The following is a 23,297-nucleotide window of genomic DNA, read 5'->3' on the forward strand; positions in this document are numbered from 1 at the left end:
CAGGATGTTCGGAACGCGTAAGTATGACGAACAGGGGAAACCGCAGATGAGCTTCAACCAGCCGGGCCCGTACGACGGACAGCCGCCCCAGGGCCAGCCCGGACCGTACGGCCAGCAGCCGGGCCCCTACGGCGGCCCGCCGCCCCAGGGCCCGCCGCAGGGCCAGCCCGGTTACGGGTACCCGCAGCAGGCCCCCCAGGGCGTCCCGCCGCAGCAGCAGCCCCCGCAGCCGGGCTACGGCTACCCGCAGGCCCAGCAGCCCGGCCCGTACGGCCAGCAGCCCCCCACTCCCCCGTACGGCGGCCAGCCGGTCTACGGCCAGCAGCCCCCGTTCCCCCCGGCCCCGCAGCCGAAGAAGAAGACCGGCCTGATCATCGGCGGTGTGATCGTGGCGCTGGCGGTCATCGCGGGCGGGGCGTACTTCCTGGTGTCGGGCGACGGCGCCGGCAACAGCGACGTCGCGGACTCCACCAAGGGGTACAAGCTGACACTGGCCGCCTCGGTGGACGACTACAAGAAGGGCGTCAAGGACACCTCCGCGGATGAGATGACGAGCACGGAGAAGTCCGAAGCCGAGGCCCTGGGCGTCAAGAACGCCCACAAGGCAGAGGGCCAGTACACGAGCGGCGACCTTGAGAAGACCCCGCTCACGGCAAAGATGCTCATGGTGTACGGCAACTGGGGCGAGATATCCGACCCGTCGAAGGCCCTCGACGGCACGTTCGCGCAGGCCCAGAAAGGCATGGCCGAGGACGAAGAGAACAAGTCCTCTCTCGTCGGCAGCCCCGAGGACGTCACACCGGCAGGCTTCAAGGGCGCCCTGATGAGGTGCCAGAACATGAAGGTGGTCAATGACAAGGCCGACGGCACCGCGGCGAACGGCCCCAAGGACATGCTCATGCCCGTCTGCGTCTGGGCCGACTACAGCACTGTCGGTGCGGTTGTCGGTTTCGACGTCGGCGGCGCCATGACCAACAAGCCCATGACGCAGGACGAGGTGGCAACCCTCGCCGCCAAGCTCTACAACACCTCCCGCACCAAGGTCTGATCCCGGCACCTCGCAACGCGAAGGGGCGCCCAGCCAGTTCACCTGGCCGGGCGCCCCTTCGCGTACGTCTCTACGCCACCGCTACGCGGACTTCTCGTGGCGGCCGTCGTCGTTCTTCCCGATCGTGCGCGGCTCACGCGGGACCAGGGTCGGGTTGACGTTGTTGCGGACCACGTCCGAGGTGATGACGACCCGGGCGACGTCCTTGCGGGACGGCACCTCGTACATCACCGACTGGAGGACCTCCTCCATGATCGCGCGCAGACCGCGCGCACCGGTCTGGCGCAGGATCGCCTGGTCGGCGATGGCCTCCAGCGCCTCGCGCTCGAAGTCCAGCTCCACGCCGTCGAGTTCGAACAGCCGCTGGTACTGCTTCACCAGGGCGTTGCGCGGCTCGATGAGGATCTGGAGCAGGGCCTCGCGGTCCAGGTTGTGGACCGAGGTCAGGACCGGGAGGCGGCCGATGAACTCGGGGATCATCCCGAACTTCACCAGGTCCTCCGGCATGACCTCCTGGAACTGGTCGCTCGCCTGGATCTCCAGCTTGGAGCGGATCGTGGCGCCGAAGCCGATACCCTTCGCGCCGGCCCTGGACTCGATGATCTTCTCCAGGCCGGAGAACGCCCCGCCCACGATGAACAGCACGTTCGTCGTGTCGATCTGGATGAACTCCTGGTGCGGGTGCTTCCGGCCGCCCTGCGGCGGTACGGAGGCGGTGGTGCCCTCCAGGATCTTCAGCAGGGCCTGCTGGACGCCCTCGCCGGAGACATCGCGGGTGATCGACGGGTTCTCGCTCTTGCGGGCGACCTTGTCGATCTCGTCGATGTAGATGATCCCGGTCTCGGCCTTCTTGACGTCGTAGTCAGCGGCCTGGATCAGCTTCAGCAGAATGTTCTCGACGTCCTCGCCGACATAGCCGGCCTCCGTCAGCGCCGTCGCGTCCGCGATGGCGAACGGGACGTTGAGCATCCGGGCCAGTGTCTGCGCGAGGAGGGTCTTGCCCGAGCCCGTGGGGCCCAGCAGCAGGATGTTGGACTTGGCGAGCTCGATCGCGTCGTCACGGCTCGTACCGCCGCCGTTCTCCCCGGCCTGGACCCGCTTGTAGTGGTTGTACACAGCGACCGAGAGAGCCTTCTTCGCGGGCTCCTGCCCTACGACGTACCCCTCGAGGAACTCGTAGATCTCGCGCGGCTTGGGAAGTTCCTCCCACCGCACCTCGGAGGTCTCCGCGAGCTCCTCCTCGATGATCTCGTTGCAGAGATCGATGCACTCGTCGCAGATGTACACACCGGGTCCCGCAATGAGCTTCTTCACCTGCTTCTGGCTCTTTCCGCAGAACGAGCACTTGAGCAGGTCGCCGCCATCACCGATGCGTGCCACGAGGTGCTTCCCCTTCGCCTGGGAGACGCCTGGTTCAGCGGCTCCTGGTGCCTCTATCCGACGGTACCTTGCCTGGCCCCCCGTTCGGGCCCCCCTTGGCACGGTTCACACGGCCGGAGCCGGTGACCCTGCCGCACCAAGGGGTAAAGGCCGACGTCAGGCGGCCGCTCCGGCCGCCGTCTTGCGGGTCGCGACGATCTGGTCGACCAGGCCGTAGGCCAGGGCGTCATCGGCGGTCAGGATCTTGTCCCGCTCGATGTCGTCGCGGATCTTCTCGATCGGCGTGGTGGAGTGCTTGGCCAGCAGCTCCTCCAGCTGGGTCCGCATCCGCAGGATCTCGTTGGCCGCGATCTCCAGGTCGGAGAGCTGCTCACGGCCGGTCTGCGAGGACGGCTGGTGGATCAGGATACGCGCGTTCGGCAGCGCCAGACGCTTGCCCGCCGTGCCCGCGGCGAGCAGCACGGCCGCGGCGGAGGCCGCCTGGCCCATGCAGACCGTCTGGATGTCCGGCTTCACGAACTGCATCGTGTCGTAGATCGCGGTGAGCGCGGTGAACGAGCCGCCGGGGCTGTTGATGTAGATCGAGATGTCCCGGTCCGGGTCCATCGACTCCAGGCACAGCAGCTGCGCCATGACGTCGTTGGCGGAGGCGTCGTCGATCTGCACCCCGAGGAAGATCACGCGCTCCTCGAAGAGCTTCGCGTACGGGTCGTACTCACGCACGCCCTGCGAGGTGCGCTCCACGAAGCGCGGCACGATGTAGCGGTTGTCCACCTGCGGGCCGGTGTAGAGGCCGCTCGCGGAGGCGCCGGGGAAGTTGTTCATGTGGGTGTTCACCATCCTGGTGGCGTTCTGTGGGCTGGGTGTCTCGGCGTACGAGAGATGCGGTGCGGTGCGACGCGGTCCGGTGGGAACCGGATCAGGCGCCGGTGCCGCCGCCGCCCGGAACGCCCGACGCGATCGTGATGATCTCGTCGATGAGGCCGTAGTCCTTGGCCTCCTCCGCGGTGTACCAGCGGTCGCGGTCGCCGTCGCGGATGATCGTCTCCACGGTCTGGCCGGAGTGGCGGGCGGTGATCTCCGCCATCCGCTGCTTGGTGCGCAGCAGGTACTGGGCCTGGATCTTGATGTCCGAGGCCGTACCGCCGATGCCGGCCGAACCCTGGTGCATGAGGATGTCGGTGTTCGGGAGCGCGAAGCGCTTGCCGGCGCTGCCGCCGGTGAGCAGGAACTGGCCCATCGAGGCCGCCATGCCCATACCGATGGTGACCACGTCGTTCGGGATGTACTGCATGGTGTCGTAGACCGCCATGCCGGCCGTCACCGAACCGCCGGGGCTGTTGATGTAGAGGTAGATGTCCTTGTCCGGGTCGGCGGCAAGGAGAAGCAGCTGCGCGGTGATCTTGTTGGCGATGTCATCGTCGACCTGCTGACCGAGGAAGATGATGCGCTCGCCGAGCAGTCGGCTGTAGACCTGGTCACCGAGGCCTCCACCGAGGGACGGCTCTCCGGCGGCGTAGGGCATCAGATTCGTCACGTATCCACCTGCTCGTCTCTGACGGCTCCGGCCGTCTCAGCGTCTTCGTACCGGGTGGGCCGGGACTCCCCGACCCTTCCTATTCATGGACCCTAACGCGCAGGTGGGACAACGCCATCCCGCTTCCGCAACTGTTCGCTGGGAGCGCAAGGTCCGCAGTCCGCACACGGGTTGTGGGGGCCGCCGGCGGATACGACGACGGGCTCCGGACGCGATTGCGTCCGGAGCCCGTCGTACGGGTTCAGAGCGGGGCTCAGGCCTCGGTCTTCTCCTCGGCCGCGTCGGCCACGGCGTCGGTGGTGCCCTCGGCGGCCTCGACCGCCTCGGTGGCCTCCTCCGCCACGTCTTCGTCGTCTTCCAGATCGACGACCTCACCGTTGGTGTCGACGACCTTGGCGGCCTCGACGACCACGGCCAGCGCCTTGCCGCGGGCGACCTCGCCGACGAGCATCGGCACCTGGCCACCCTCGACGACGGCCTGGGCGAACTGGTCGGGGCTCATGCCGGAGGACTGCGCGCGCCGCATGAGGTGCTCGGTGAGCTCCTCCTGGTTGACGTTCAGCTTCTCCTTGTTCACGAGCTCGTCAAGGATGAACTGGGTCTTGATGCCCTTGACGGCCTGCTCGGAGGTCTCAGCCTCGAACTCCTCAAGGGTCTTGCCCTGGATCTCCAGGTACTTCTCCAGGTCGAGACCCATCTGGCCGAGCTGGTGGTGCTCCAGGTTGTGCTTGCGGGTCTGGACCTCGTCCGCGAGCAGCTTCTCGGGGATCGGGACCTCGGCGAGCTTCAGCAGCTCCTCGAGGACCCGCTCCTGGGCCTGGGTGGCCTGGTCGTACTGCTTGGTGCTCTCCAGCCGCTTGCGGCTGTCGGCCTTGAGCTCGTCGAGCGTGTCGAACTCGCTCGCCATCTGGGCGAACTCGTCGTCCAGCTCGGGGAGCTCACGGGCGGCGACCGCGGTGACCTTGACGGTGACCTCGGCCTCCTTGCCCTCGGCGGAGCCGCCCTTCAGCTCGGAGGTGAAGGTGGTCTCGCCACCCGCCTCCAGGCCGGTGACGGCGTCGTCGATGCCTTCGAGGAGTTCGCCGGAACCGATGGTGTACGAGACACCCTCGGCCACGCCGTCCTCCAGGACCTCGCCCTCGACCTTGGCGGTCAGGTCGATCGTCACGACGTCGCCGTCGGCGGCGGCGCGCTCGACCGGGTTGGTCGAGGCGAAGCGGTCGCGGAGCTGCTCCACGGCCTTCTCGACGTCCTCGTCGCTGACCTCAAGGGCGTCGACGGTGACCTCGATGCCGGAGTAGTCCGGAATCTCGATCTCGGGGCGTACGTCAACCTCAGCGGTGAAGGCCAGCAGTTCGCCGTCCTTCAGCTCCGTGATGTCGACCTCCGGCTGTCCGAGGACGTTGAGCTCTCCCTCGTTGACGGCCTCGGTGTAGAACTTCGGGAGCGCGTCGTTGACGGCCTCCTCCAGCACAGCACCGCGGCCGAACCGCTGGTCGATGACCCGGTTGGGGATCTTGCCCTTGCGGAACCCCTTCACCGTGACCTGCTGGTTGATCTTCTTGTACGCCGCGTCGAGGCTGTCCTTGAGCTCCTCGAAGGGCACCTCAATGCTGAGCCGAACCCGAGTCGGGTTCAGGGTCTCCACGGCGCTCTTCACGGTTCGGTCTCCTTGTGGCTGACTTCTTGGGGTTCTGCTCCACCGCACACGAGGCGGCTTCGCGGACCGAGCCCGGTACATCAGACACACGGGCACGCATTTTGCATAGTAACGGCAAGGGGTAGAACTCCCACAATGCGAGCTTGCCGGTGGTCGGGGTGGCCGGATTCGAACCGACGACCTTCCGCTCCCAAAGCGGACGCGCTACCAAGCTGCGCCACACCCCGTCGGTGCGACACGTAGGGTACATGCAGAGCGGCGGTGCATCGGCCGCTTTCCGTCGGACGTCGCGCAACGCGACACCGGGTGCGGCGATCGGGTGTGCGGGCGACGCCCGCGACCCGCTACGATGTTTCTCGTGCCGCGGCCCTCGTGACCTGCGGTGCGTTGTATGCGGGCGTAGCTCAATGGTAGAGCACTAGTCTTCCAAACTAGCTACGCGGGTTCGATTCCCGTCGCCCGCTCTCAGTGGGTCCGTACCTGGTCAGACCGGGTGCGGACCTTCTTGTAGCCGAACCTCTCCCGCAGGACCCTGGCCGGGCGCCACGACGCCGGAGACCGGCGCTTTCCGCGTTGCCGGGTGCGGAGCGGCCGTGGATCAGAAGCTGATCTGGTTGAGGCTCTGCGCTATCGAGTCCATGAACTTCTGGATCGACGGCGCCATGCCGGTCGAGGCCAGGAAGAAGCCGAAGAGCACCGCGACGATCGCGGGTCCGGCCTTGATGGAGCCGCCTCGGATCAGCACCACGAGGACGATCGCCAAAAGAAGCACCACAGACAGTGAAATGGCCATGACTGATCACACCCTCGGTCGGTCCGCCTTGCCGGCCCGGAAGTGTGCGTCCGCGCACACCTCCGTTGGCGTCCATCGTGCCACCAACTCCCCTGTGGTCGCTGCCAGGTGACGCAAGGACCGGTCGGTATCGCGCCATCTTGCGCCGGTCGCGCGCCGGTGCTCGATATCCGGGCGCGGCCGCCGGCCCAGCAGCCGCACGGCGAGTGCGGGGAGACGCGCACGGCAATGAGCGAGGGCCGGAAATGATCTGCAACGGTGATCGTTTCCTTACCCACACACTTTATTCACATGGAATTCCCCGGGCCGAATGCGACGTAATTCACCCCCCTCAACTACCGCCCGGTATGCACCATTTAAGGAGGATTAACGCTCCGATACCGGGCAAAAATCAAAGGTTTGACTTTTGGTCGACCGGGAACACGCGATATCCGATGGCAGTTTTACGAAATGCAATCGAGACGTCTAGGGTGCTTGAGATGTTCCACGCTCCGAACGTATTTCACAGGGCCCCGCTCCCCCCGGCGACCCGGGAGTCGGAGCCCAGACGCCAAGCGCCTGCGAGGACCCCGAACTCCCCCTCTGCGGTGGCGGTGGCGGAACAGCCTGCGCAGAACGCACCCGCGAAGAAGCGTGACGCCTACTTCGACAACGCCAAGTACCTGGCCATCGTGCTGGTTGCGGTGGCACACGCATGGGTGCCGGTCATGGAGGGAAGCAGGACGGCCCGCGCGCTGTACATGGTGACGTACACCTTCCACATGCCGGCCTTCATCATCATTTCCGGTTATTTCTCACGTTCGTTCAGCCTGACCCCCGCCAAGGTGAAGCGCCTGGTCACGGGGGTCGCCGTGCCGTATGTGGTGTTCGAGACGGCGTACTCGCTGTTCCGGCGGTACGCGAACGACTCGCCCGACACGGCGATCAGCCTGCTGGAGCCCTGGTACCTCACCTGGTTCCTGGCCGCCCTGTTCATCTGGCGGCTCACCACACCGATCTGGCAGAACCTGCGCCACCCGCTGGCGGTCTCGCTCCTGATCGCCGTCCTCGCCTCGTTCGCCCCCAGCATCGGTGACGATCTCGACCTGCCGCGCGTTCTGCAGTTCCTGCCGTTCTTCGTGCTCGGACTCCAGCTCAAGCCCGAACACTTCCGGCTGGTCAAGCGCCGCGAGGTGCGGCTGCTGGCCCTGCCGCTGTTCGCCGGCGCGGCGGTCTTCGCCTACTGGGCGGCGCCCCGGATGCAGCTGGGCTGGTTCCTGCGCGACTCCAGCGCCCAGGACATGAACGCCCCGTGGTGGTCCGGCGCGGTGATGACCCTCGCGCTGTTCGGCTGCGCGACGCTGCTCACCATCGGGTTCCTGGCGCTGGTCCCGCGCCGCCACATGTGGTTCACGGTGCTGGGCGCCGGGACGATCTGCGGCTACCTGCTGCACGGGTTCCTGGTGAAGGGCGCCGGCTACGCGGGCCTCTTCGACCGCAACGACTGGCTGGTCTCGCCGACCGGTCTGGTGCTCGTCACCGTGGCCGCCTCGGCCGGCGTGACCCTGCTGTGCACGCCTCCGGTGCGGCGGGTCATGCGCTGTGTGACCGAGCCGGACATGAACTGGGCGTTCCGGCGGGACGCCGCCAAGATCTGAGATCCGGCGGAGCCCGGCCCGGATCCGGGCCGGGCTCCGCCGTGTTGGCTCAATCCCGCTGTTCGGTGGGCGAATTCGGTGCGGTGAGCCCGAGCAGGCTCCGTACCTGCGCATACTTCTCGGCCAGCCGGGTACGGATGGCCGGTTCCAGCACCGCGAGGCGGGCCGGGTCCGCGTTGTGCGCGAGATCGGCCTCCTTGATCAGCAGCGCGCCCGGGGTGGCCAGGATGCGGCGGGTGTACGCCGGCAGGTCCTCGCCGTCCCGCTTGCTGACGGCGAGGACCATGTCCTTCACCCGCTGCGGCAGCGCGGCCCCGGCCAGCCACCGCGCCGACAGCGCGTCGTCCTCGACCGCGTCGTGCAGCCAGGCCGCGGCGATCTGGTCCTCGCTGCCACCCCTGGCCCGTACGCCCTCGGCGACGGCCGCCAGGTGTTCGGCGTACGGCCGGCCCGCCTTGTCCCGTTGACCCGCGTGGGCCTCGCGGGCGATGCGCTCGACTTCGGCCAGGGTCAGCTGTGCGCGGGGTGCTGTCATGGCCCGACTCTACGGACGGACGGGCGGCGGCCGGGCTCAGGGCGCCGGCAGGCGGATCGGGACGCCGGACGGGGGATCGCGACGTCGGTCTGGGACGCCGGTCGGGACATCGGTCGGGGCGTCGGTCGGGGCGTCGGTCGGGGCGGGGATACTTGCAACGTCAATCATTCGGTAAACTAATTACTGACGATTCCTTGACGTTCTCTTGACCAAGCGAAGGACCGGGCTCATCGGACACGCAGACACGCTCATAGCCATGGGCGGCGCCTTCCTCGCCGCCGCCGTACTCGCCCGTGTAGGCAGCCGCATCGGACTGCCGACCATCCCCCTGTTCATCCTGGCCGGAATCCTGCTCGGCCCGCACACCCCCGGCATCGTCCTCGTCGCCGACCCGCACGACCTGGAGATGCTCTCCGCGCTCGGCCTGGTGCTGCTGCTCTTCTACCTCGGCCTGGAGTTCCACCTCGACGGCCTCAAGGAGGGCGGGCGCAGGATGGCGCTCGCCGGGGGCGCCTATATCGTCCTGAACGTCGGCGCCGGGCTCGGATTCGGCTTCGTGCTGGGCTGGGGCACGTCGGAGGCGCTGGTGCTGGCCGGGGTGCTCGGCATCTCGTCGTCGGCCATCATCACCAAGATCCTGGTCGACCTGGGCCGGATCGGTAATCCGGAGACCCAGCCGATCCTGGGCATCATCGTCGTCGACGACGTGTTCCTCGCGCTGTACCTGGCGGCCCTCCAGCCCATCCTCTCGGGCGCCGACAGCCTCGCGGCGGCGGCGGTCGACGGCGGCAAGGCCTTCGGCTTCCTGCTGGTGCTGGCCCTGGCCGCCCGGTTCGGCACCAAGTTCATCAGCAAGCTGATCAACACCCGGGACGACGAACTCCTCGTCATCTCCTTCCTCGGTGCCGCGGTCCTGGTGGCCGGCATCTCGGAGTGGTTCGGGGTCGCGGACGCCATCGGCGCCTTCATGGTGGGTCTGATGCTCGGCAGCACCACCTCGGGGGAACGCATCCTCAAGCTGGTCCACCCGCTGCGCGACGCCTTCGGCGCGATCTTCTTCTTCGCCTTCGGCCTCTCCATCAACCCCGGCGATCTGCCGGTCGTGCTGTGGGCGGTGCTGGCCGCCGTCGCGCTGACGTTCGCCATGAACGTCCTCTCCGGGATCATCACCGCCAAGCTGTACGGGTTCGGTCCGCAGGAGGCGGCGAACATCTCCACCACCCTGGTGGCGCGCGGCGAGTTCGCGCTCATCCTCGCCACGATGGCGGCGGGCGCGGGGCTCGACGAGCGGCTGGCGCCGTTCATCGCCGGATACGTACTCGTCCTCGCGGTTCTGGCGCCACTGATGGCCGGACGCTCGCACTGGCTGGCCCGGTTCCTTCCGGGCGGACGCGGCGCCACACCCGCCCCGATCCAGTGACGGGCCGAAAGGCGTTGACGTACGCCCGGTTCGGGCCGGTTACGTACGGTTCAGGATTTACGTGACAGAAGCAGCAGCGCCCGGTCGTCGTTGACGTCCTTGGCGCATGCCTCGATGAGGTGCCAGGCCGCACCCTCGAAGCCCGTCGAGACATAGCGGTCGGCCTCGCCGGTCAGCCGGTCGATGCCCTCCGCCATGTCCCGTTCGGACGTCTCCACCAGTCCGTCGGTGAACAGCATCAGCACGTCCCCTGGGGCCAGTGAGCCCTTCACGGCGTCGAACTCCGCCCCGTCGTACACCCCGAGCAGGGGGCCCTCCGCGGCCTTCTCCTCCCACCGGCCGCTGCCGGCGTGGAGTTGGAGGGCGGGCGGATGCCCCGCCGAGAGGAGTTCGTAGTCGCCCGATTCGAGGTCCAGGACCAGATGGATCGACGTGGCGAAGCCCTCGTCCCAGTCCTGGCGCAGCAGATAGCCGTTGGCGGCGGGCAGGAAGCCGTGCGGCGGCAGCGATCCGAGGAGCCCGCCGAAGGCGCCCGACAGCAGCAGGGCGCGGGAGCCCGCGTCCATGCCCTTGCCGGAGACATCGGTGAGCACGGCCTCCAGGGTGCGGCCGCCGTTGGTGCGGGCCGCGACGACGAAGTCGCCGGAGAAGGACTGCCCGCCCGCCGGGCGCAGCGACATCTCCCGGTGCCAGCCCTGCGGGAGCCGGGGCAGCGCGCTCTGGACCCGGATGCGTTCGCGCAGGTCGAAGAGCATGGTGCCGCCGCGCCGCCACGGCACGCCGACCCTGGCCCGGAACTGGGCGAGCACCAGCCCGAAGAAGCCGCAGGCCGCGACCGTCAGCACGGTTCCGGGGGTGACCCCAACCGTGCCGTCCTTGAACGGCCCGAGCCAGATGGACTCGACGATCAGGGCGGCGGCGGCCGCCGCGTACAGGCCGAGCAGGCTGGCCGGCCGCAGCAGCAGGCCGCCCGCGACGATCGGCAGGACGAGGGCGGTCGGTGAACACCACACGGGGTTCAGGAGGGTGCCGCAGGTGATGGCCGGGATGACCAGCAGCAGGGCGGCCAGGGCGATCCAGTCGGAGCCGTCACCGCGGAAGTAGTCGACCCCGGATCTGCGCAGCGTGCTGCGTACCCGGTGTGCCGATTTCCTCAATCGGGCCGGGTATGTCTCTGCTCCTGCGCGTCGGGCCATTGCGGGGACCTTATCGACCCGACGGCCTCCGGTGCAGGGGGACCCCTGTGACAATGCGTTCGAAATCGGGTCGCCTGTCCGCCGCGCCCCTGGTAGGCATGGCATATGACTACAGAGCTCCGCGTGTTGCGACCGTCGGAATGGAACGAATGGTTCGAATGCCTGGAGCTCGCCTTCGGAGGAGTCTCCGATCCGCCCGAGGAGCGTGAGCTGGTGGAGTCGCTGACCGAGCACGAGCGCTCGGTCGGGATCTGGGACGGCACCGATGTGGTCGCCACGGCAGGGGCGTTCAGCTTCCGGCTGGCCGTTCCGGGCGGGGCGCTGGTGCCGGCCGCGGGTGTGACGATGGTGAGTGTCGCGGCCACCCACCGCAGGCGTGGGCTGCTGACCTCGATGATGCGCCGCCAACTCGACGACGTGCGGGCACTGGGCGAGCCGATCGCCGTGCTCACGGCGTCGGAGCCGGTGATCTACGGCCGGTACGGGTACGGGGCGGCGACCCGCCAGATGTCCCTGGCGATCGACACGGACCGGGTGCGGCTGAACGTCCCCGAGGGCACGGACGCGATCCGGCTGCGGTACGCGAAGGAGGACGAGGCGGTCGCGGCCTGCGAGAGCGTGTACGCGCGCCTGGTGGCCGGCCGGCCCGGCACTCCGGCCCACGGTCCCGGCTGGGAGCGCAAGTCGCTCACCGATCCGGTGACTTCGCGGCAGGGCGGCTCGGCGTTGCAGTGTCTGCTGGCCGAGCGGGACGGCGAGGTGGTGGGTTACACGACATACCACATCAAACCGGACTGGGACGGGTCGGGGCCCAAGGGCCGGGTCACGGTGAGCGATCTGGGGGCGCTGGACCCGGCGGCGTACGCGGCGCTGTGGCGGTTCCTCTTCGGGATCGACCTGACGTCGACGGTCGAGGCGCGGAACCGGCCGGTGGACGACGCCGTGCTGCATCTGGTGTCGGACGTGCGGCGGTGCGATGTCCGGCTCCGGGATTCGCTGCATGTGCGGCTGGTGGACGTGGGCGCGGCGCTTGAGGCGCGGAGCTACCGGGCGCCGGTGGACGTGGTGTTCGAGGTCGAGGACGCGTTCTGCCCCTGGAACGCGGGGCGTTGGCGGCTGACGGCGGACGCGAAGGGCGGCGCGTCGTGCAAGCGCACGGATGACGCGGCGGATCTGGCGCTGTCGGTAAGGGAGTTGGGGACGGCGTACCTGGGCGGCGAGTCGCTGGGGTCGCTGGCCCTGGCCGGGCGGGTACGGGAGTTGCGGGCGGGGGCGGTGGCGGAGGTGTCGTCGGCGTTCCTGTCCGACGTCGCGCCGTGGTTGCCCCGGGGGTTCTAGGGCCTGGGTTCGTCCGGCGACAGGCCTTGTCCTCAATCGCCGGACGGGCTGGATTTTCAAGCCTGTCCGGCGATTGAGGACAATCAAGCCCGTCCGGCGATTGAGGACACGGGCTTGGTTTGTCAGCCGGGCTGGCATCCCGGGCACCAGAAGAGGTTGCGGGCGGACAACTCCGCCGTGCGGATCTCCGTGCCGCAGATGTGGCACGCCTGCCGGGCGCGCCGGTAGACGTACACCTCGCCCCCGTGGTCGTCCACCCGCGGCGGGCGCCCCATGGCCTCGGGCAGGTGCGCCGGGCGGACCGTGTCGATGCGGTTGTTGCGTACGCCCTCGCGCATCAGCTCGCCCAGGTCCGCCCAGATCGCGTCCCACTCGCTGCGGGTGAGGTCCCTGCCGGGCCGGTACGGGTCGATGCCGTGCCGGAACAGCACCTCCGCGCGGTACACGTTGCCCACGCCCGCGATGACCTTCTGGTCCAGCAGCAGGGCGGCCACGGTGATCCGGCTCCGGGAGATCCGCAGCCACGCGCGCTCGCCGTCCTCGTCGGAGCGCAGCGGGTCGGGGCCGAGGCGGTCGTGTATCGCCCGCTTCTCCGCGTCGGTGATCAGTGCGCAGGTGGTGGGGCCGCGCAGGTCCGCGTGGTGCTCGTCGGTCAGCAGGCGGAGCCGGACGGTGTCGGTGGGCGGCGGGGCCGGGGCCGTACCGAATCCGAGCTTGCCGAAGAGGCCGAGGTGGATATGGACCCAGCCGGTTCCCTCGAAGCCGAGGAAGAGGTGCTTGCCGTGCGCGTCCACCCCGCCGAGCACCCGGCCGTCGAGCAGGGCGGCGCTGTCGGAGAACTTGCCCTGCGGGCTGCTCACCCGCACCGGCCGTCCCGCGAACCTGTCCCGGTGGTCCGCCGCGAGGCGGTGGATCGTGTGTCCCTCGGGCACGGCGGCGGCTCTCCTGGTCGAGGCGGTGGGGTGCGGACATGGCTGTGCCGCCGGGGGCGCCGGCGGCACAGCGGGAGGTCGTGCGGCCGTCAGCCCTGCTGCGGGTGGTGGGCCGGGACCGGGGGGAGCTCGCCGGTGTTCTCGTACGCCGTGAGCATCGCGATGCGGCGGCTGTGCCGCTCCTCGCCGGAGTACGGGGTGGCGAGGAAGATCTCGACGAACTTCGTGCACTCCTCCTCGGTGTGCATCCGGCCGCCGATGGAGATCACGTTGGCGTCGTTGTGCTCGCGGCCCAGCGCGGCGGTCTGCTCGCTCCAGGCGAGTGCGGCGCGGACGCCCTTGACCTTGTTCGCGGCCATCTGCTCGCCGTTGCCGGAACCGCCGATGACGATCCCGAGGCTGTCCGGGTCCGCGGCCGTCTTCTCGGCGGCACGCAGGCAGAACGGCGGATAGTCGTCCTGGGCGTCGTAGATGTGGGGACCACAGTCGACGGCCTCGTGGCCTTGGGCCTTGAGCCACTCGATGAGGTGGTTCTTGAGTTCGTAACCGGCATGGTCGGAGCCGAGGTACACGCGCATGGGAGGAGTGTGACACGAGCTCCGCCGGGTAACCGACGACGGGGTGCGGTGTGGCCCTGATGTGCGGACCCTGTGTGCGCGAAGCCACTGAAGCGATGATCGTGTCAACGATGCGGATGCGGGGGTTCCGTTTTCAGGCTTCACCGGGCTTCAATGCAACGCTCGCCGTTCACCACCGTGCCGCGGCGGGCACGCACCGAGTGATCCGAAAACGTAAGGATTCGATCCATGACGTCGCAGACGACTCTGGCCGGACCGGGCCGGCAGCCCGAGGGGCCGGACGGTTCGGACCGCAAGGGGCCCGAGGACGGGCTCCAGGCCGGTCTCAAGAACCGTCACCTCTCGATGATCGCGATCGGCGGGGTGATCGGCGCCGGCCTCTTCGTGGGTTCGAGCGCGGGCATCGCCGCCGCCGGACCGGCCATCCTGCTGTCGTACGCGCTGGTCGGCCTGATGGTCGTCTTCGTGATGCGGATGCTCGGCGAGATGGCCGCCGCCCGTCCGGCGTCGGGCTCCTTCTCCGCCTACGCCGACCAGGCGCTGGGCCGCTGGGCCGGTTTCTCGATCGGCTGGCTCTACTGGTTCTTCTGGGTCGTGGTGCTCGCCGTCGAGGCCACGGCGGGTGCCAAGATCCTGGAGAACTGGGTGCCGGGCGTCCCGCAGTGGGCCTGGGCGCTGATCGTGATGCTGGTGCTGACCGCGACGAACCTGGTCTCGGTCGGCTCGTACGGAGAGTTCGAGTTCTGGTTCGCCGGGATCAAGGTCGTCGCGATCGGCGCCTTCGTGATCGTCGGACTGCTCGCCGTCTTCGGTGTGCTGCCGGGGTCGGACAACGCCGGCTCGGGGCTGGCCCATCTCACCGACACCGGAGGCTTCTTCCCCAAGGGTCCTGGCGCCGTCCTCACCGGGGTGCTGATGGTGGTCTTCTCCTTCATGGGCAGTGAGATCGTGACGCTGGCGGCCGGCGAGTCGGAGAACCCGCAGCGCGCCGTCCAGAAGGCCACCAACAGCGTGATCTGGCGGATCGCCGTCTTCTACCTGGGCTCGGTCTTCGTCGTGCTGACCCTGCTGCCGTGGAACGACGCCTCGATCATGGAGAAGGGCAGCTACGTCGCCGCGCTCGACTCGATCGGCATCCCGCACGCCGGCCAGGTGATGGACGTCATCGTGCTGACGGCCGTGCTGTCCTGTCTCAACTCCGGCCTCTACACGGCCTCCCGGATGGCCTTCTCGCTCGGCGGCCGCGGTGACGCCCCGAAGGCGTTCGCCCGGACCAACAAGCGGGGCGTGCCGCAGGCGGCCATCCTGTGCTCGGTCGTCTTCGGGTTCGTCGCCGTCTTCTTCAACTACCAGTGGCCGGACACCGTCTTCGCGTTCCTGCTGAACTCCTCCGGCGCGGTCGCCCTGTTCGTCTGGCTCGTCATCTGCTTCACCCAGCTGCGGATGCGCGGCATCATCCTGCGCGAGTCGCCCGAGAAGCTGGTCGTACGGATGTGGCTCTTTCCGTATCTGACCTGGGCGACCATCGCGATGATCTCGTTCGTGCTGGTCTACATGCTCACCGACGACGCGGCACGCGAGCAGGTGCTGCTCTCGCTGCTGGTCGCGGTCCTGGTGGTGGCCGTCTCGCTGGTGCGTGAGGCGCGCCGGCGCCGCGACGGCGCCCCGGCGGAGACCGTCGACAACTGATCACCCATACCTGACGGCCCCTGTCAGGTATACCGGGGAGGCTCTCCTTCGTCAGCCCATCGAGCGAGCGACTGGAGAGCCTCCCCCATGACTGCCGCCCCCGCCGGTTCCCCGTCCGGACCCCGCAGCGACTTCCGGCCCGGCTTCCAGACCGGCTTCACGATCCGCCCGGACCTCGTCGTCGAGGCCGCCGGGGCCGATGACGTACGTGACGCCGTGGCACGCGCCGCCGCCGGCGGGCTCCGGGTCGCCGTACACGCCACCGGGCACGGGCTGCCGGGCGCCGTCGAGGGCGGGGTCCTGATCAGTACCGCCCGGATGGACTCCGTACGGATCGACCCGGTGCGCCGCACCGCCACCGTCGGGGCGGGCACCACCTGGGGACAGGTGGTCGAGGCGGCGGCGCCGCACGGGCTCGCCCCGCTGAACGGCTCCGCCCCCGGGGTGGGCGCCGTCTCCTACACGCTGGGCGGCGGGCTGGGCATCCTGGCCCGGGAGTTCGGGTACGCCGCCGACCATGTGCGCTCACTCGACGTGGTGACGGGCGACGGGGTGCGGCGCCATGTCACCCCCGAGGACGAGCCCGAGCTGTTCTGGGGGCTGCGCGGCGGCGGGCACCGGCTGGGTGTGGTGACGGGGCTGGAGACCGGCCTCGTTCCGGTGGCCCGGCTGTACGGCGGCTCGCTCGCCTTCGACGGGGACGGCGAGGCCGGTGCGCGGGTGCTCCGGAGCTTCCTGGAGTGGACCCGGACCGTGCCCGACACGCTGACGTCGTCGGTCGCCGCGCTCGTGTACCCGGACGCGCCGCAGCTGCCGGAGGCGCTGCGGGGCCGGTACGTCGTCTCCGTACGCGTCGCGTACACCGGCAGCGCGGCCGAGGGCGAACGCCTCGTCGCGCCGCTGCGGGCGATCGGGCCCGCACTGGCGGACTCGCTGCGGGAGATGCCGTACACCGACAGCCACACCATTCACAGCGATCCGCCGTTCCCGCACGCGTACTACGGGGACGGGCTGATGCTGAGCGGGCTGGACCACGGACGCGCGGTGCGGGTGCTGGAGCTGACCGGCCGGAAGGCCCCGATGATGACCGTGGTCCAGCTCAACCACCTGGGCGGCGCACTGGCCACCGGCCCGGCGGCGAAGAACGCGGTGCCGTTCCGCGAGGCCGGATTCCTGCTGCGGCTGCTGTCACCGCTCGACGGTACGGACGTGGCCTCCGTCCGGGCCCTGTACGAGGAGGTGGGCGCCACCGTCGCGCCGCTCGCCGTGGGCCGTTCGCTGAACTTCTCCTTCGGCGGCGGGGACCGCACCGAGGGCTTCCACGACGCGCGGACACAGAAGAGGCTCGCCGCTCTGGTGTCGGAGTACGACCCGGCGAGCCTCTTCGGAGGGAGTTACGGCGTCAGCCGCGACGGCCGATGAGCTTCCAGGACGCGGGCAGCGCGCCCATCGCGAGCGCCGCCTTGAGCGCGTCGCCGAGCAGGAACGGCGTCAGGCCGGCCGCGATCGCGGCGCTCGCCGACATGCCGGTGGACAGCGCCAGATAGGGCACGCCGACCGCGTAGATGACCGCCGAACCGAGCACCATGGTGCCCGCCGTGCGCAGCACCGAGCGGTCGCCGCCGCGGCGGGCGAGGCCGCCGACCACGGTCGCGGCGAGCAGCATCCCGAGCACGTACCCGAACGAGGCGCCGCCCGCACCGGAGCTGCCGGCCGAGAACCACGGCATGCCCGCCATGCCGATGAGCGCGTACACGGCGAGGGCGAGGAAGCCGCGCCGGGCGCCGAGCGCGGTGCCGACCAGGAGCGCGGCGAAGGTCTGGCCGGTGACCGGGACCGGGGAGCCGGGGACCGGCACGGCGATCTGGGCGGCTATGCCGGTGAGCGCGGCGCCGCCGAGCACCAGGGCGGTGTCCACGGCGTAACGGTGCCGGGCGGCGGGCAGCAGGTCGGCGAGGACCGCTCCGGTGCGGACGGGGGCGGCGGCAGCAAGGCTCATCGGGACTCCGCGAGGTGAGGGCAGGTGGGGACAAGGGCTGAGCCCGACGCTATCCGAGGAGCAGCGCCCGATCACCATCAGCGGCCCACAAAGCGGCGGTTGAGGGATTGGTGGGATTCGCACAAAGAGCTGCACACAATCACCCCTGGACGTGATGCTCATCACGGAGGTGGGAGCGGACCGACTCCCTGTGGACCGGGAAGGGCAGCGGGAGCTGACTGTTGACTCCCTCCAAACGGCCGGACTGCCGTCGACTCCTGGCCGGCCGGCTCCGGAGCCCCGCTCCACGCGGCGTGGTGTGCGCCTTGTGTGAGCATGGTGCCCGTATAGCGGACGTCCGTTCCGCCTGAACGGTGCGCGCGTCCAGACTGGGATACGTCCCCCCGTCTCACCGAACGAACAGAGTTCGTCCATGCCTCGGACCTCCGTGCCTCCCCCCACCGGCACCCCGGCCACCACCTCCGACCAAGGGACCGACTCGGCCCTCACTCACGGACTCAAGCAGCGCCATCTCTCGATGATCGCCCTCGGCGGCGTCATCGGCGCCGGGCTGTTCGTCGGCTCCGGCGCGGGAATCGCCGCGGCCGGCCCCTCGATCGTCATCGCGTACGCCTGCTCCGGGCTGCTGGTCATGCTCGTGATGCGGATGCTCGGCGAGATGTCGGCGGCCAATCCGGCGTCCGGCTCCTTCTCCGTGCACGCCGAGCGGGCGATCGGGCCGTGGGCGGGGTTCACGGCGGGCTGGGCGTTCTGGGTGCTGCTCTGCGTCGCCGTCGGCCTCGAAGGGATCGGTGCGGCGAAGATCGTCACCGGCTGGCTGCCCGGAACTCCGGAGTGGGCCTGGGTAGCGCTGTTCATGGTGGTGTTCCTGGGGACGAACCTGGCCTCGGTGACGAAGTTCGGCGAGTTCGAGTTCTGGTTCGCCGCGCTCAAGGTCGTCGCGATCACGCTGTTCCTGGTGCTGGGCGTGCTGGCGATCCTCGGCGTGCTCCCGGACACGGACGCCCCCGGCACCGCCAACCTCGGCGGCGAGGGCGGCTTCATGCCGAACGGCTCCGAGGGGCTGGTCATCGGGCTGCTCGCCTCCGTCTTCGCGTACGGCGGTCTGGAGACCGTGACCATCGCCGCCGCCGAGTCCGAGAACCCGGTGCGGGGTGTCGCGAAGGCCGTGCGGACGGCGATGTGGCGGATCGCGCTCTTCTACGTCGGCTCGATGGCGGTCATCGTCACGCTGGTCCCGTGGGACGACCCGAAGGTGGTGGCGGTCGGCCCGTTCTACGCGGCCCTGGACCACCTCGGCATCAGCGGCGCCGCCGAGATCATGAACGTGGTCATCCTGGTAGCGCTGCTCTCCGCGATGAACGCCAACATCTACGGCGCCTCGCGGATGGCGTGCTCCCTGGTCGCCCGCGGCCAGGGCCCGAAGCGGCTCGGCAGGGTCTCGTCCGGCGTGCCGCGCCGCGCGGTCCTGGTCTCGTCCGTGTTCGGCTTCCTGTGCGTGCTGCTGAGCTACTGGCGGCCCGACGACGTCTTCCCCTGGCTGCTCAACATGACCGGCGCGGTGATCCTGGTCGTCTGGATCTTCATCGCCGTCTCCCAGCTGGTCCTGCGCGCCCGGCTGGAACGCGAGGAGCCGCAGAAGCTGGTGGTCCGGATGTGGCTGTTCCCGGGCCTGACGGTGGTGGCCCTGGCGGCCATGGCCGGCATCTTCTTCCTGATGCTCCGCCAGCCCGACACCCGCGACCAGCTGCTGGCGACGGGCGCGCTGACGGCGGCCCTGATCGCCATCGGCGTCGTGCGCCAGCGGCGCTCGGCGACGCCGCCCCCGGGTGCGGCTGACGCGTAACCCCGGCACACCGAACGCCGGGCGGGCCGGATCGCTCCGGGCCCGCCCGGCGTTTTCCGTGCGCCGAAGCGTGCCCCCAAGCGGGCGCCGGAAGCGTCCACGACAGGCCGGAGTCCTACGCCGAAGGACTGATCTCCCCTCAGTCACTGCTGCTGTTAGCCTGCTCTTGCATATAGGTTGCAATAACAACAGGACAGCAGCTGGAGGGTTCGAACCATGGCCACGTACACGCTCCCGGAACTCCCGTACGACTACGCGGCGCTCGAACCGGTCATCAATCCGCAGATCGTCGAGCTCCACCACGACAAGCACCACGCCGCGTACGTGAAGGGCGCGAACGACACCCTGGAGCAGCTGGAGGAGGCGCGCGACAAGGAGGCCTGGGGAGCGATCAACGGACTCCAGAAGAGCCTCGCGTTCCACCTCTCCGGCCACATCCTGCACTCGATCTACTGGCACAACATGACCGGTGACGGCGGCGGCGAGCCCCTCGCCGCGGACGGTGTCGGCGGCCTCGCGGACGCGATCACCGAGTCCTTCGGCTCCTTCGCGGGCTTCAAGTCCCAGCTGACGAAGGCCGCGGCCACCACGCAGGGCTCCGGCTGGGGCGTCCTCGCGTACGAGCCGGTCAGCGGCAAGCTGATCGTCGAGCAGGTCTACGACCACCAGGGCAACGTGGGCCAGGGCTCGGTCCCGGTCCTCGTCTTCGACGCCTGGGAGCACGCCTTCTACCTGCAGTACAAGAACCAGAAGGTCGACTTCATCGAGGCGATGTGGCGCGTCGTCAACTGGCAGGACGTGGCGAAGCGGTACGCGGCCGCCAAGGAGCGCGCCGACGTACTGCTGCTCGCCCCCTGACCGGGGAGCGCCGTGAACGTCCTGCCTCGTGATCGTCTTCTCAGCCTTCGCCGGGCAGGCGGATGAACGAAGGGCCCCCGCGAGGACATGACTCGCGGGGGCCCTTCCATGCCCGCACACCGGCCGGGCCGGCGGCTACTCGGTGACCAGGGCCATCAGCAGCCCGTCGTACCCCTTGCTGCCGACGGTCTGCAGAGCGGTCGCGGTCAGGGTCGGTTCGGCCGCGACGAGTTCGGTGAACCGGCGCACCCCCAGCACCTTCGGGTCCTCGCTCCCGGCGTCGGCCACCTCTCCGTCGCGCACGACGTTGTCGGCGACGATCAGGCTCCCTGGCCGGGTCAGCCTGAGCGACCAGGCCAGGTAGTCGGGGTTGCTCGGCTTGTCGGCGTCGATGAACACGACGTCGAACGGCCCGTACCCCTGCTCCGCGAGCCCCGGCAGCGTGTCGAGGGCCGGGCCGAGCCGGATCTCCACGACATCCGCCAGGCCGGCGCGCTCGATGTTCCGGCGCGCCACCTCGGCGCACTCCGGGTCGGCTTCGAGCGTGACGACCCTGCCGCCCTCGGGCAGCGCGCGGGCCAGCCAGATGGTGCTGTATCCGCCCAGGGTGCCGATCTCCAGAACCGTGCGCGCCCCCTGGAGCCGGGCCAGCAGATGGAGCAGCTTCCCCTGGTTGGCCGCGACCTGGATCGCCGGCAGCCCGGCCCTGTCGCCGGCCTCCACGGCCGCGTCCAGGGCATCGTCCGAGCCCACCAGCAGAGCGTTGAAGTAGTCGTCGACCTCGGCCCACCGCGCCTGCGTCATGGCATGTTCCCTTCTCGGCACCGATGTAAGTTCCTTAAAGGAACTTACATCGTACGAGGTGAGTGGGATGATGGCGGCCCCAGCGTATTTTCCGGAGAGGACATCATGACGATCACCGTGCGAGAGCTGGTGTACTACCCGGTCAAGGGCTGCGCGGGGACCTCTGCCGACTCCGCGCACGTCATCGGGACCGGCCTCGAACACGACCGGACCTTTATGGTGGTGGACGCCGCGGAGGGCGCCTTCCGCAGCCAGCGCACGCACCCTGCGATGGCCGCGGTCAAGGTCGGGGTCCTGCGGTCCGGGGCGGTGCTCGCGCTCTGCGCCGAGGGCGTCGAACCCCTGCGTCTGGACGTCGACCGGGACGGCCCGCGCCGCGACGTCAGCATGTTCGACCGCCCCCTCGGCGCGGCCGTCGATCAGGGGGACACGGCCGCCGCATGGTTCTCCGACGTGCTGGGAGCCAAGTCCCGCCTGGTGCGGGTGGCCCCCGGCTTCGACCGGGACGGCTGGGGCGACACCCCCGGCAAGGTCAACTTCGCCGACGCGCACGCGGTGCTGGTCACCTCGACGGCCTCCCTGGACGACCTGAACGCCCGGATCGCGGCGCGGGGCGACGCCGACGCCGTCCCGATGGACCGCTTCCGCCCCAACATCGTGCTGACCGGCAAGGACGAACCGCACTTCGAGGACCGGGTGCGCCGGATGACCCTGGGCTCCGTCGAGCTCGCCCACTCGGTACGGGCGACGCGGTGCAGCGTCCCGCTCGTCGACCAGCGCACCGGCCGCCGCCGGGGCCCGGAACCGGTGCGGACGCTGGCGACGTACCGGCGCGAGCCGGAGTACGGGAACCGGGTCAGTTTCGGCGTGAAGAACGCGGTGGTCTGCGAGGGCGTGGTGAGCGTCGGCGACCCGGTCACGGTCCACAGCCTGGTCGGCCCGTAAGCGCACCGGCCCCCGGCCGGCGCCCCGAAAATCACCTGCCTCCGACGCGCACGTCACCTATCGTCAACGTCATTTGCCGGTAAGGACCCCGGGGTCCGCCGGTACGGGACGATGACGTGGAGGATGATTGTGCGCTACCGCGAGCTGGGACGCAGTGGACCGCGGGTGTCCGAGATCGGCTACGGCGCGTGGGGCATCGGCGAGTCCAGCTGGGTGGGCGCGACGGAGGACGAGTCCGTGCGCGCCCTCCACCGGGCCGTCGACCTCGGCGTGAACTTCATCGACACGGCACGCGGCTACGGCGAGAGCGAGCGCATCGTCGGGCAGGTCGTGCGGGAGCGGACCGGGGACGAGGTACTGGTCGCGACCAAGGTGCCGCCGAAGAACGGGGTGTGGCCCCCGGCGGACGGCACGGACCCGGCGGCGGCGTTCCCGGGCGAGTACATCCGTACGAGCCTGGAGACCAGTCTGCGCGCGTCCGGCCTGGACCACTTCGACGTGCTGCAGTTCCACGTCTGGCACGACGAGTGGGTGGGGCGCGGGGACTGGCTGGAGACGGTCGCCGAGCTGAAGCGGGAGGGGAAGATCCGCCTGTTCGGGGTCTCGGTCAACGACCACCGGCCCGAGAGCGCGCTCGCGCTGGTCCGCAGCGGTGCGGTGGACAGCGTCCAGGTCATCTACAACGTGTTCGACCAGTCACCGGCCGACGAACTGCTGCCCGCCTGCGAGGAGCACGGTGTCGGGGTCATCGTCCGGGTGGCCCTGGACGAGGGCGGGCTGACCGGCCGGATCACCGCCGGCACGACGTTCCCCGAGGGCGACTGGCGCAACCGTTACTTCCGTGACGACCGCCCGGCCCAGGTCGAGCGGCGGGTGGCTGCGATCGTCGCGGACCTGGGCATCGAGCCGGACGCCGTCGCGGAGCACGCGCTGCGGTTCGTGCTGAGTTCGCCCGCGGTCTCCACCGTCATCCCCGGTATGCGCAGCGTGCGCAACGTGGAGCGGAACACCGCGCTGAGCGACGGGCGTCCGCTCACCGCGGACCAGCTCGGCGTGCTGGCCGGGCACCGGTGGCAGCGCGACTTCTACTCCTGAGCCGTCC

The 23,297-nt window shown here is 69.6% G+C and carries 21 protein-coding genes and 2 tRNA genes; 11 read left to right on the top strand and 12 right to left on the bottom strand.

What is annotated here, in order from left to right; genetic code table 11:
• The first annotated feature begins 46 nt into the window (after positions 1 to 46).
• Positions 47 to 1,048 carry a hypothetical protein gene (locus ACZ6S6_RS34330; RefSeq protein WP_362963980.1) on the top strand — a complete coding sequence of 334 codons (1,002 nt, stop codon included), beginning with the start codon at positions 47 to 49 and terminating at the stop codon, positions 1,046 to 1,048.
• A gap of 81 nt (positions 1,049 to 1,129) precedes the next feature.
• On the opposite strand, the gene clpX is transcribed toward ACZ6S6_RS34330, so the two are convergent.
• The 5 genes from clpX to ACZ6S6_RS34355 all read right to left on the bottom strand — a co-directional run bounded on the left by clpX (position 1,130) and on the right by ACZ6S6_RS34355 (position 5,852).
• On the bottom strand, positions 1,130 to 2,428 hold the full coding sequence (gene clpX, locus ACZ6S6_RS34335) for an ATP-dependent Clp protease ATP-binding subunit ClpX (protein ID WP_362963982.1): 1,299 nt from the start codon (positions 2,426 to 2,428) through the stop codon (positions 1,130 to 1,132).
• A 156-nt stretch (positions 2,429 to 2,584) separates the two neighbouring features.
• Entirely contained in the window at positions 2,585 to 3,268 is a 684-nt protein-coding gene (locus ACZ6S6_RS34340; RefSeq protein ID WP_362963984.1) for an ATP-dependent Clp protease proteolytic subunit, read from the bottom strand.
• 79 nt (positions 3,269 to 3,347) lie between these two features.
• Complete coding sequence (locus tag ACZ6S6_RS34345; protein ID WP_362964028.1) at positions 3,348 to 3,953, bottom strand: ATP-dependent Clp protease proteolytic subunit; 606 nt, start codon at positions 3,951 to 3,953, stop codon at positions 3,348 to 3,350.
• Positions 3,954 to 4,218: 265 nt separating this feature from the next.
• Positions 4,219 to 5,625, bottom strand: a complete 1,407-nt coding sequence (gene tig, locus ACZ6S6_RS34350; protein ID WP_362963986.1) for a trigger factor — start codon at positions 5,623 to 5,625, stop codon at positions 4,219 to 4,221.
• 150 nt (positions 5,626 to 5,775) lie between these two features.
• Positions 5,776 to 5,852: transfer RNA gene (locus tag ACZ6S6_RS34355), tRNA-Pro, on the bottom strand.
• A gap of 166 nt (positions 5,853 to 6,018) precedes the next feature.
• Here ACZ6S6_RS34355 and ACZ6S6_RS34360 point away from each other — a divergent pair.
• Positions 6,019 to 6,089 (top strand) — tRNA-Gly (locus tag ACZ6S6_RS34360).
• Between the two features lie 134 nt (positions 6,090 to 6,223).
• Here ACZ6S6_RS34360 and ACZ6S6_RS34365 read toward each other — a convergent pair.
• On the bottom strand, positions 6,224 to 6,418 hold the full coding sequence (locus ACZ6S6_RS34365; RefSeq protein WP_362963988.1) for a hypothetical protein: 195 nt from the start codon (positions 6,416 to 6,418) through the stop codon (positions 6,224 to 6,226).
• 479 nt (positions 6,419 to 6,897) lie between these two features.
• Between ACZ6S6_RS34365 and ACZ6S6_RS34370 the strand changes: the two genes are divergently transcribed.
• Positions 6,898 to 8,055 (top strand): acyltransferase family protein, encoded by a 1,158-nt coding sequence (locus ACZ6S6_RS34370; RefSeq protein ID WP_469708894.1) that lies wholly within the window; start codon positions 6,898 to 6,900, stop codon positions 8,053 to 8,055.
• A gap of 49 nt (positions 8,056 to 8,104) precedes the next feature.
• Here ACZ6S6_RS34370 and ACZ6S6_RS34375 read toward each other — a convergent pair whose 3' ends face one another.
• Positions 8,105 to 8,590: an HD domain-containing protein gene (locus tag ACZ6S6_RS34375; protein ID WP_469708895.1), complete on the bottom strand. Its 486-nt coding sequence runs from the start codon at positions 8,588 to 8,590 to the stop codon at positions 8,105 to 8,107.
• A gap of 256 nt (positions 8,591 to 8,846) precedes the next feature.
• Here ACZ6S6_RS34375 and ACZ6S6_RS34380 point away from each other — a divergent pair, with 256 nt between their 5' ends.
• The gene (locus ACZ6S6_RS34380; RefSeq protein ID WP_362963994.1) at positions 8,847 to 10,010 is read left to right on the top strand and encodes a cation:proton antiporter; all 1,164 of its coding nucleotides are present in this window, start codon (positions 8,847 to 8,849) and stop codon (positions 10,008 to 10,010) included.
• 50 nt (positions 10,011 to 10,060) lie between these two features.
• Here the strand turns inward: ACZ6S6_RS34380 and ACZ6S6_RS34385 are convergent, their stop codons facing one another.
• The gene (locus tag ACZ6S6_RS34385; protein ID WP_362963996.1) at positions 10,061 to 11,206 is read right to left on the bottom strand and encodes a PP2C family protein-serine/threonine phosphatase; all 1,146 of its coding nucleotides are present in this window, start codon (positions 11,204 to 11,206) and stop codon (positions 10,061 to 10,063) included.
• A gap of 105 nt (positions 11,207 to 11,311) precedes the next feature.
• Between ACZ6S6_RS34385 and ACZ6S6_RS34390 the strand changes: the two genes are divergently transcribed.
• On the top strand, positions 11,312 to 12,544 hold the full coding sequence (locus tag ACZ6S6_RS34390) for a GNAT family N-acetyltransferase (protein WP_469708898.1): 1,233 nt from the start codon (positions 11,312 to 11,314) through the stop codon (positions 12,542 to 12,544).
• 122 nt (positions 12,545 to 12,666) lie between these two features.
• On the opposite strand, the gene ACZ6S6_RS34395 is transcribed toward ACZ6S6_RS34390, so the two are convergent.
• Together ACZ6S6_RS34395 and ACZ6S6_RS34400 are read right to left on the bottom strand one after the other, a co-directional pair.
• Positions 12,667 to 13,476, bottom strand: a complete 810-nt coding sequence (locus ACZ6S6_RS34395) for an Fpg/Nei family DNA glycosylase (RefSeq protein WP_362964000.1) — start codon at positions 13,474 to 13,476, stop codon at positions 12,667 to 12,669.
• An 89-nt stretch (positions 13,477 to 13,565) separates the two neighbouring features.
• Entirely contained in the window at positions 13,566 to 14,054 is a 489-nt protein-coding gene (locus ACZ6S6_RS34400; RefSeq protein WP_469708900.1) for a ribose-5-phosphate isomerase, read from the bottom strand.
• Between the two features lie 228 nt (positions 14,055 to 14,282).
• Here ACZ6S6_RS34400 and ACZ6S6_RS34405 point away from each other — a divergent pair, with 228 nt between their 5' ends.
• Both ACZ6S6_RS34405 and ACZ6S6_RS34410 read left to right on the top strand, forming a co-directional pair.
• Positions 14,283 to 15,743, top strand: a complete 1,461-nt coding sequence (locus ACZ6S6_RS34405; RefSeq protein WP_469708902.1) for an amino acid permease — start codon at positions 14,283 to 14,285, stop codon at positions 15,741 to 15,743.
• An 87-nt stretch (positions 15,744 to 15,830) separates the two neighbouring features.
• Positions 15,831 to 17,165, top strand: a complete 1,335-nt coding sequence (locus ACZ6S6_RS34410; protein ID WP_469708903.1) for an FAD-binding oxidoreductase — start codon at positions 15,831 to 15,833, stop codon at positions 17,163 to 17,165.
• On the opposite strand, the gene ACZ6S6_RS34415 is transcribed toward ACZ6S6_RS34410, so the two are convergent.
• On the bottom strand, positions 17,146 to 17,742 hold the full coding sequence (locus ACZ6S6_RS34415) for a biotin transporter BioY (protein WP_469708905.1): 597 nt from the start codon (positions 17,740 to 17,742) through the stop codon (positions 17,146 to 17,148). The genes ACZ6S6_RS34410 and ACZ6S6_RS34415 overlap by 20 nt on opposite strands.
• Positions 17,743 to 18,154: 412 nt before the next feature.
• Here ACZ6S6_RS34415 and ACZ6S6_RS34420 point away from each other — a divergent pair, with 412 nt between their 5' ends.
• Positions 18,155 to 19,588 (top strand): amino acid permease, encoded by a 1,434-nt coding sequence (locus tag ACZ6S6_RS34420; protein WP_362964008.1) that lies wholly within the window; start codon positions 18,155 to 18,157, stop codon positions 19,586 to 19,588.
• A gap of 216 nt (positions 19,589 to 19,804) precedes the next feature.
• A complete protein-coding gene (locus tag ACZ6S6_RS34425; protein ID WP_362964012.1) occupies positions 19,805 to 20,446 on the top strand; it encodes a superoxide dismutase in 642 nt (213 codons plus the stop codon).
• Between the two features lie 135 nt (positions 20,447 to 20,581).
• Here the strand turns inward: ACZ6S6_RS34425 and ACZ6S6_RS34430 are convergent, their stop codons facing one another.
• Positions 20,582 to 21,250, bottom strand: coding sequence for an O-methyltransferase (locus ACZ6S6_RS34430; RefSeq protein ID WP_362964014.1), 669 nt, complete (start codon positions 21,248 to 21,250; stop codon positions 20,582 to 20,584).
• A 105-nt stretch (positions 21,251 to 21,355) separates the two neighbouring features.
• Between ACZ6S6_RS34430 and ACZ6S6_RS34435 the strand changes: the two genes are divergently transcribed.
• Together ACZ6S6_RS34435 and ACZ6S6_RS34440 are read left to right on the top strand one after the other, a co-directional pair.
• Positions 21,356 to 22,195, top strand: coding sequence for an MOSC domain-containing protein (locus tag ACZ6S6_RS34435; RefSeq protein WP_469708908.1), 840 nt, complete (start codon positions 21,356 to 21,358; stop codon positions 22,193 to 22,195).
• A gap of 129 nt (positions 22,196 to 22,324) precedes the next feature.
• Positions 22,325 to 23,290, top strand: a complete 966-nt coding sequence (locus tag ACZ6S6_RS34440; protein WP_362964030.1) for an aldo/keto reductase — start codon at positions 22,325 to 22,327, stop codon at positions 23,288 to 23,290.
• The last annotated feature ends 7 nt before the right edge of the window (positions 23,291 to 23,297 follow it).

The organism is Streptomyces sp. NPDC048671 (assembly GCF_055587045.1).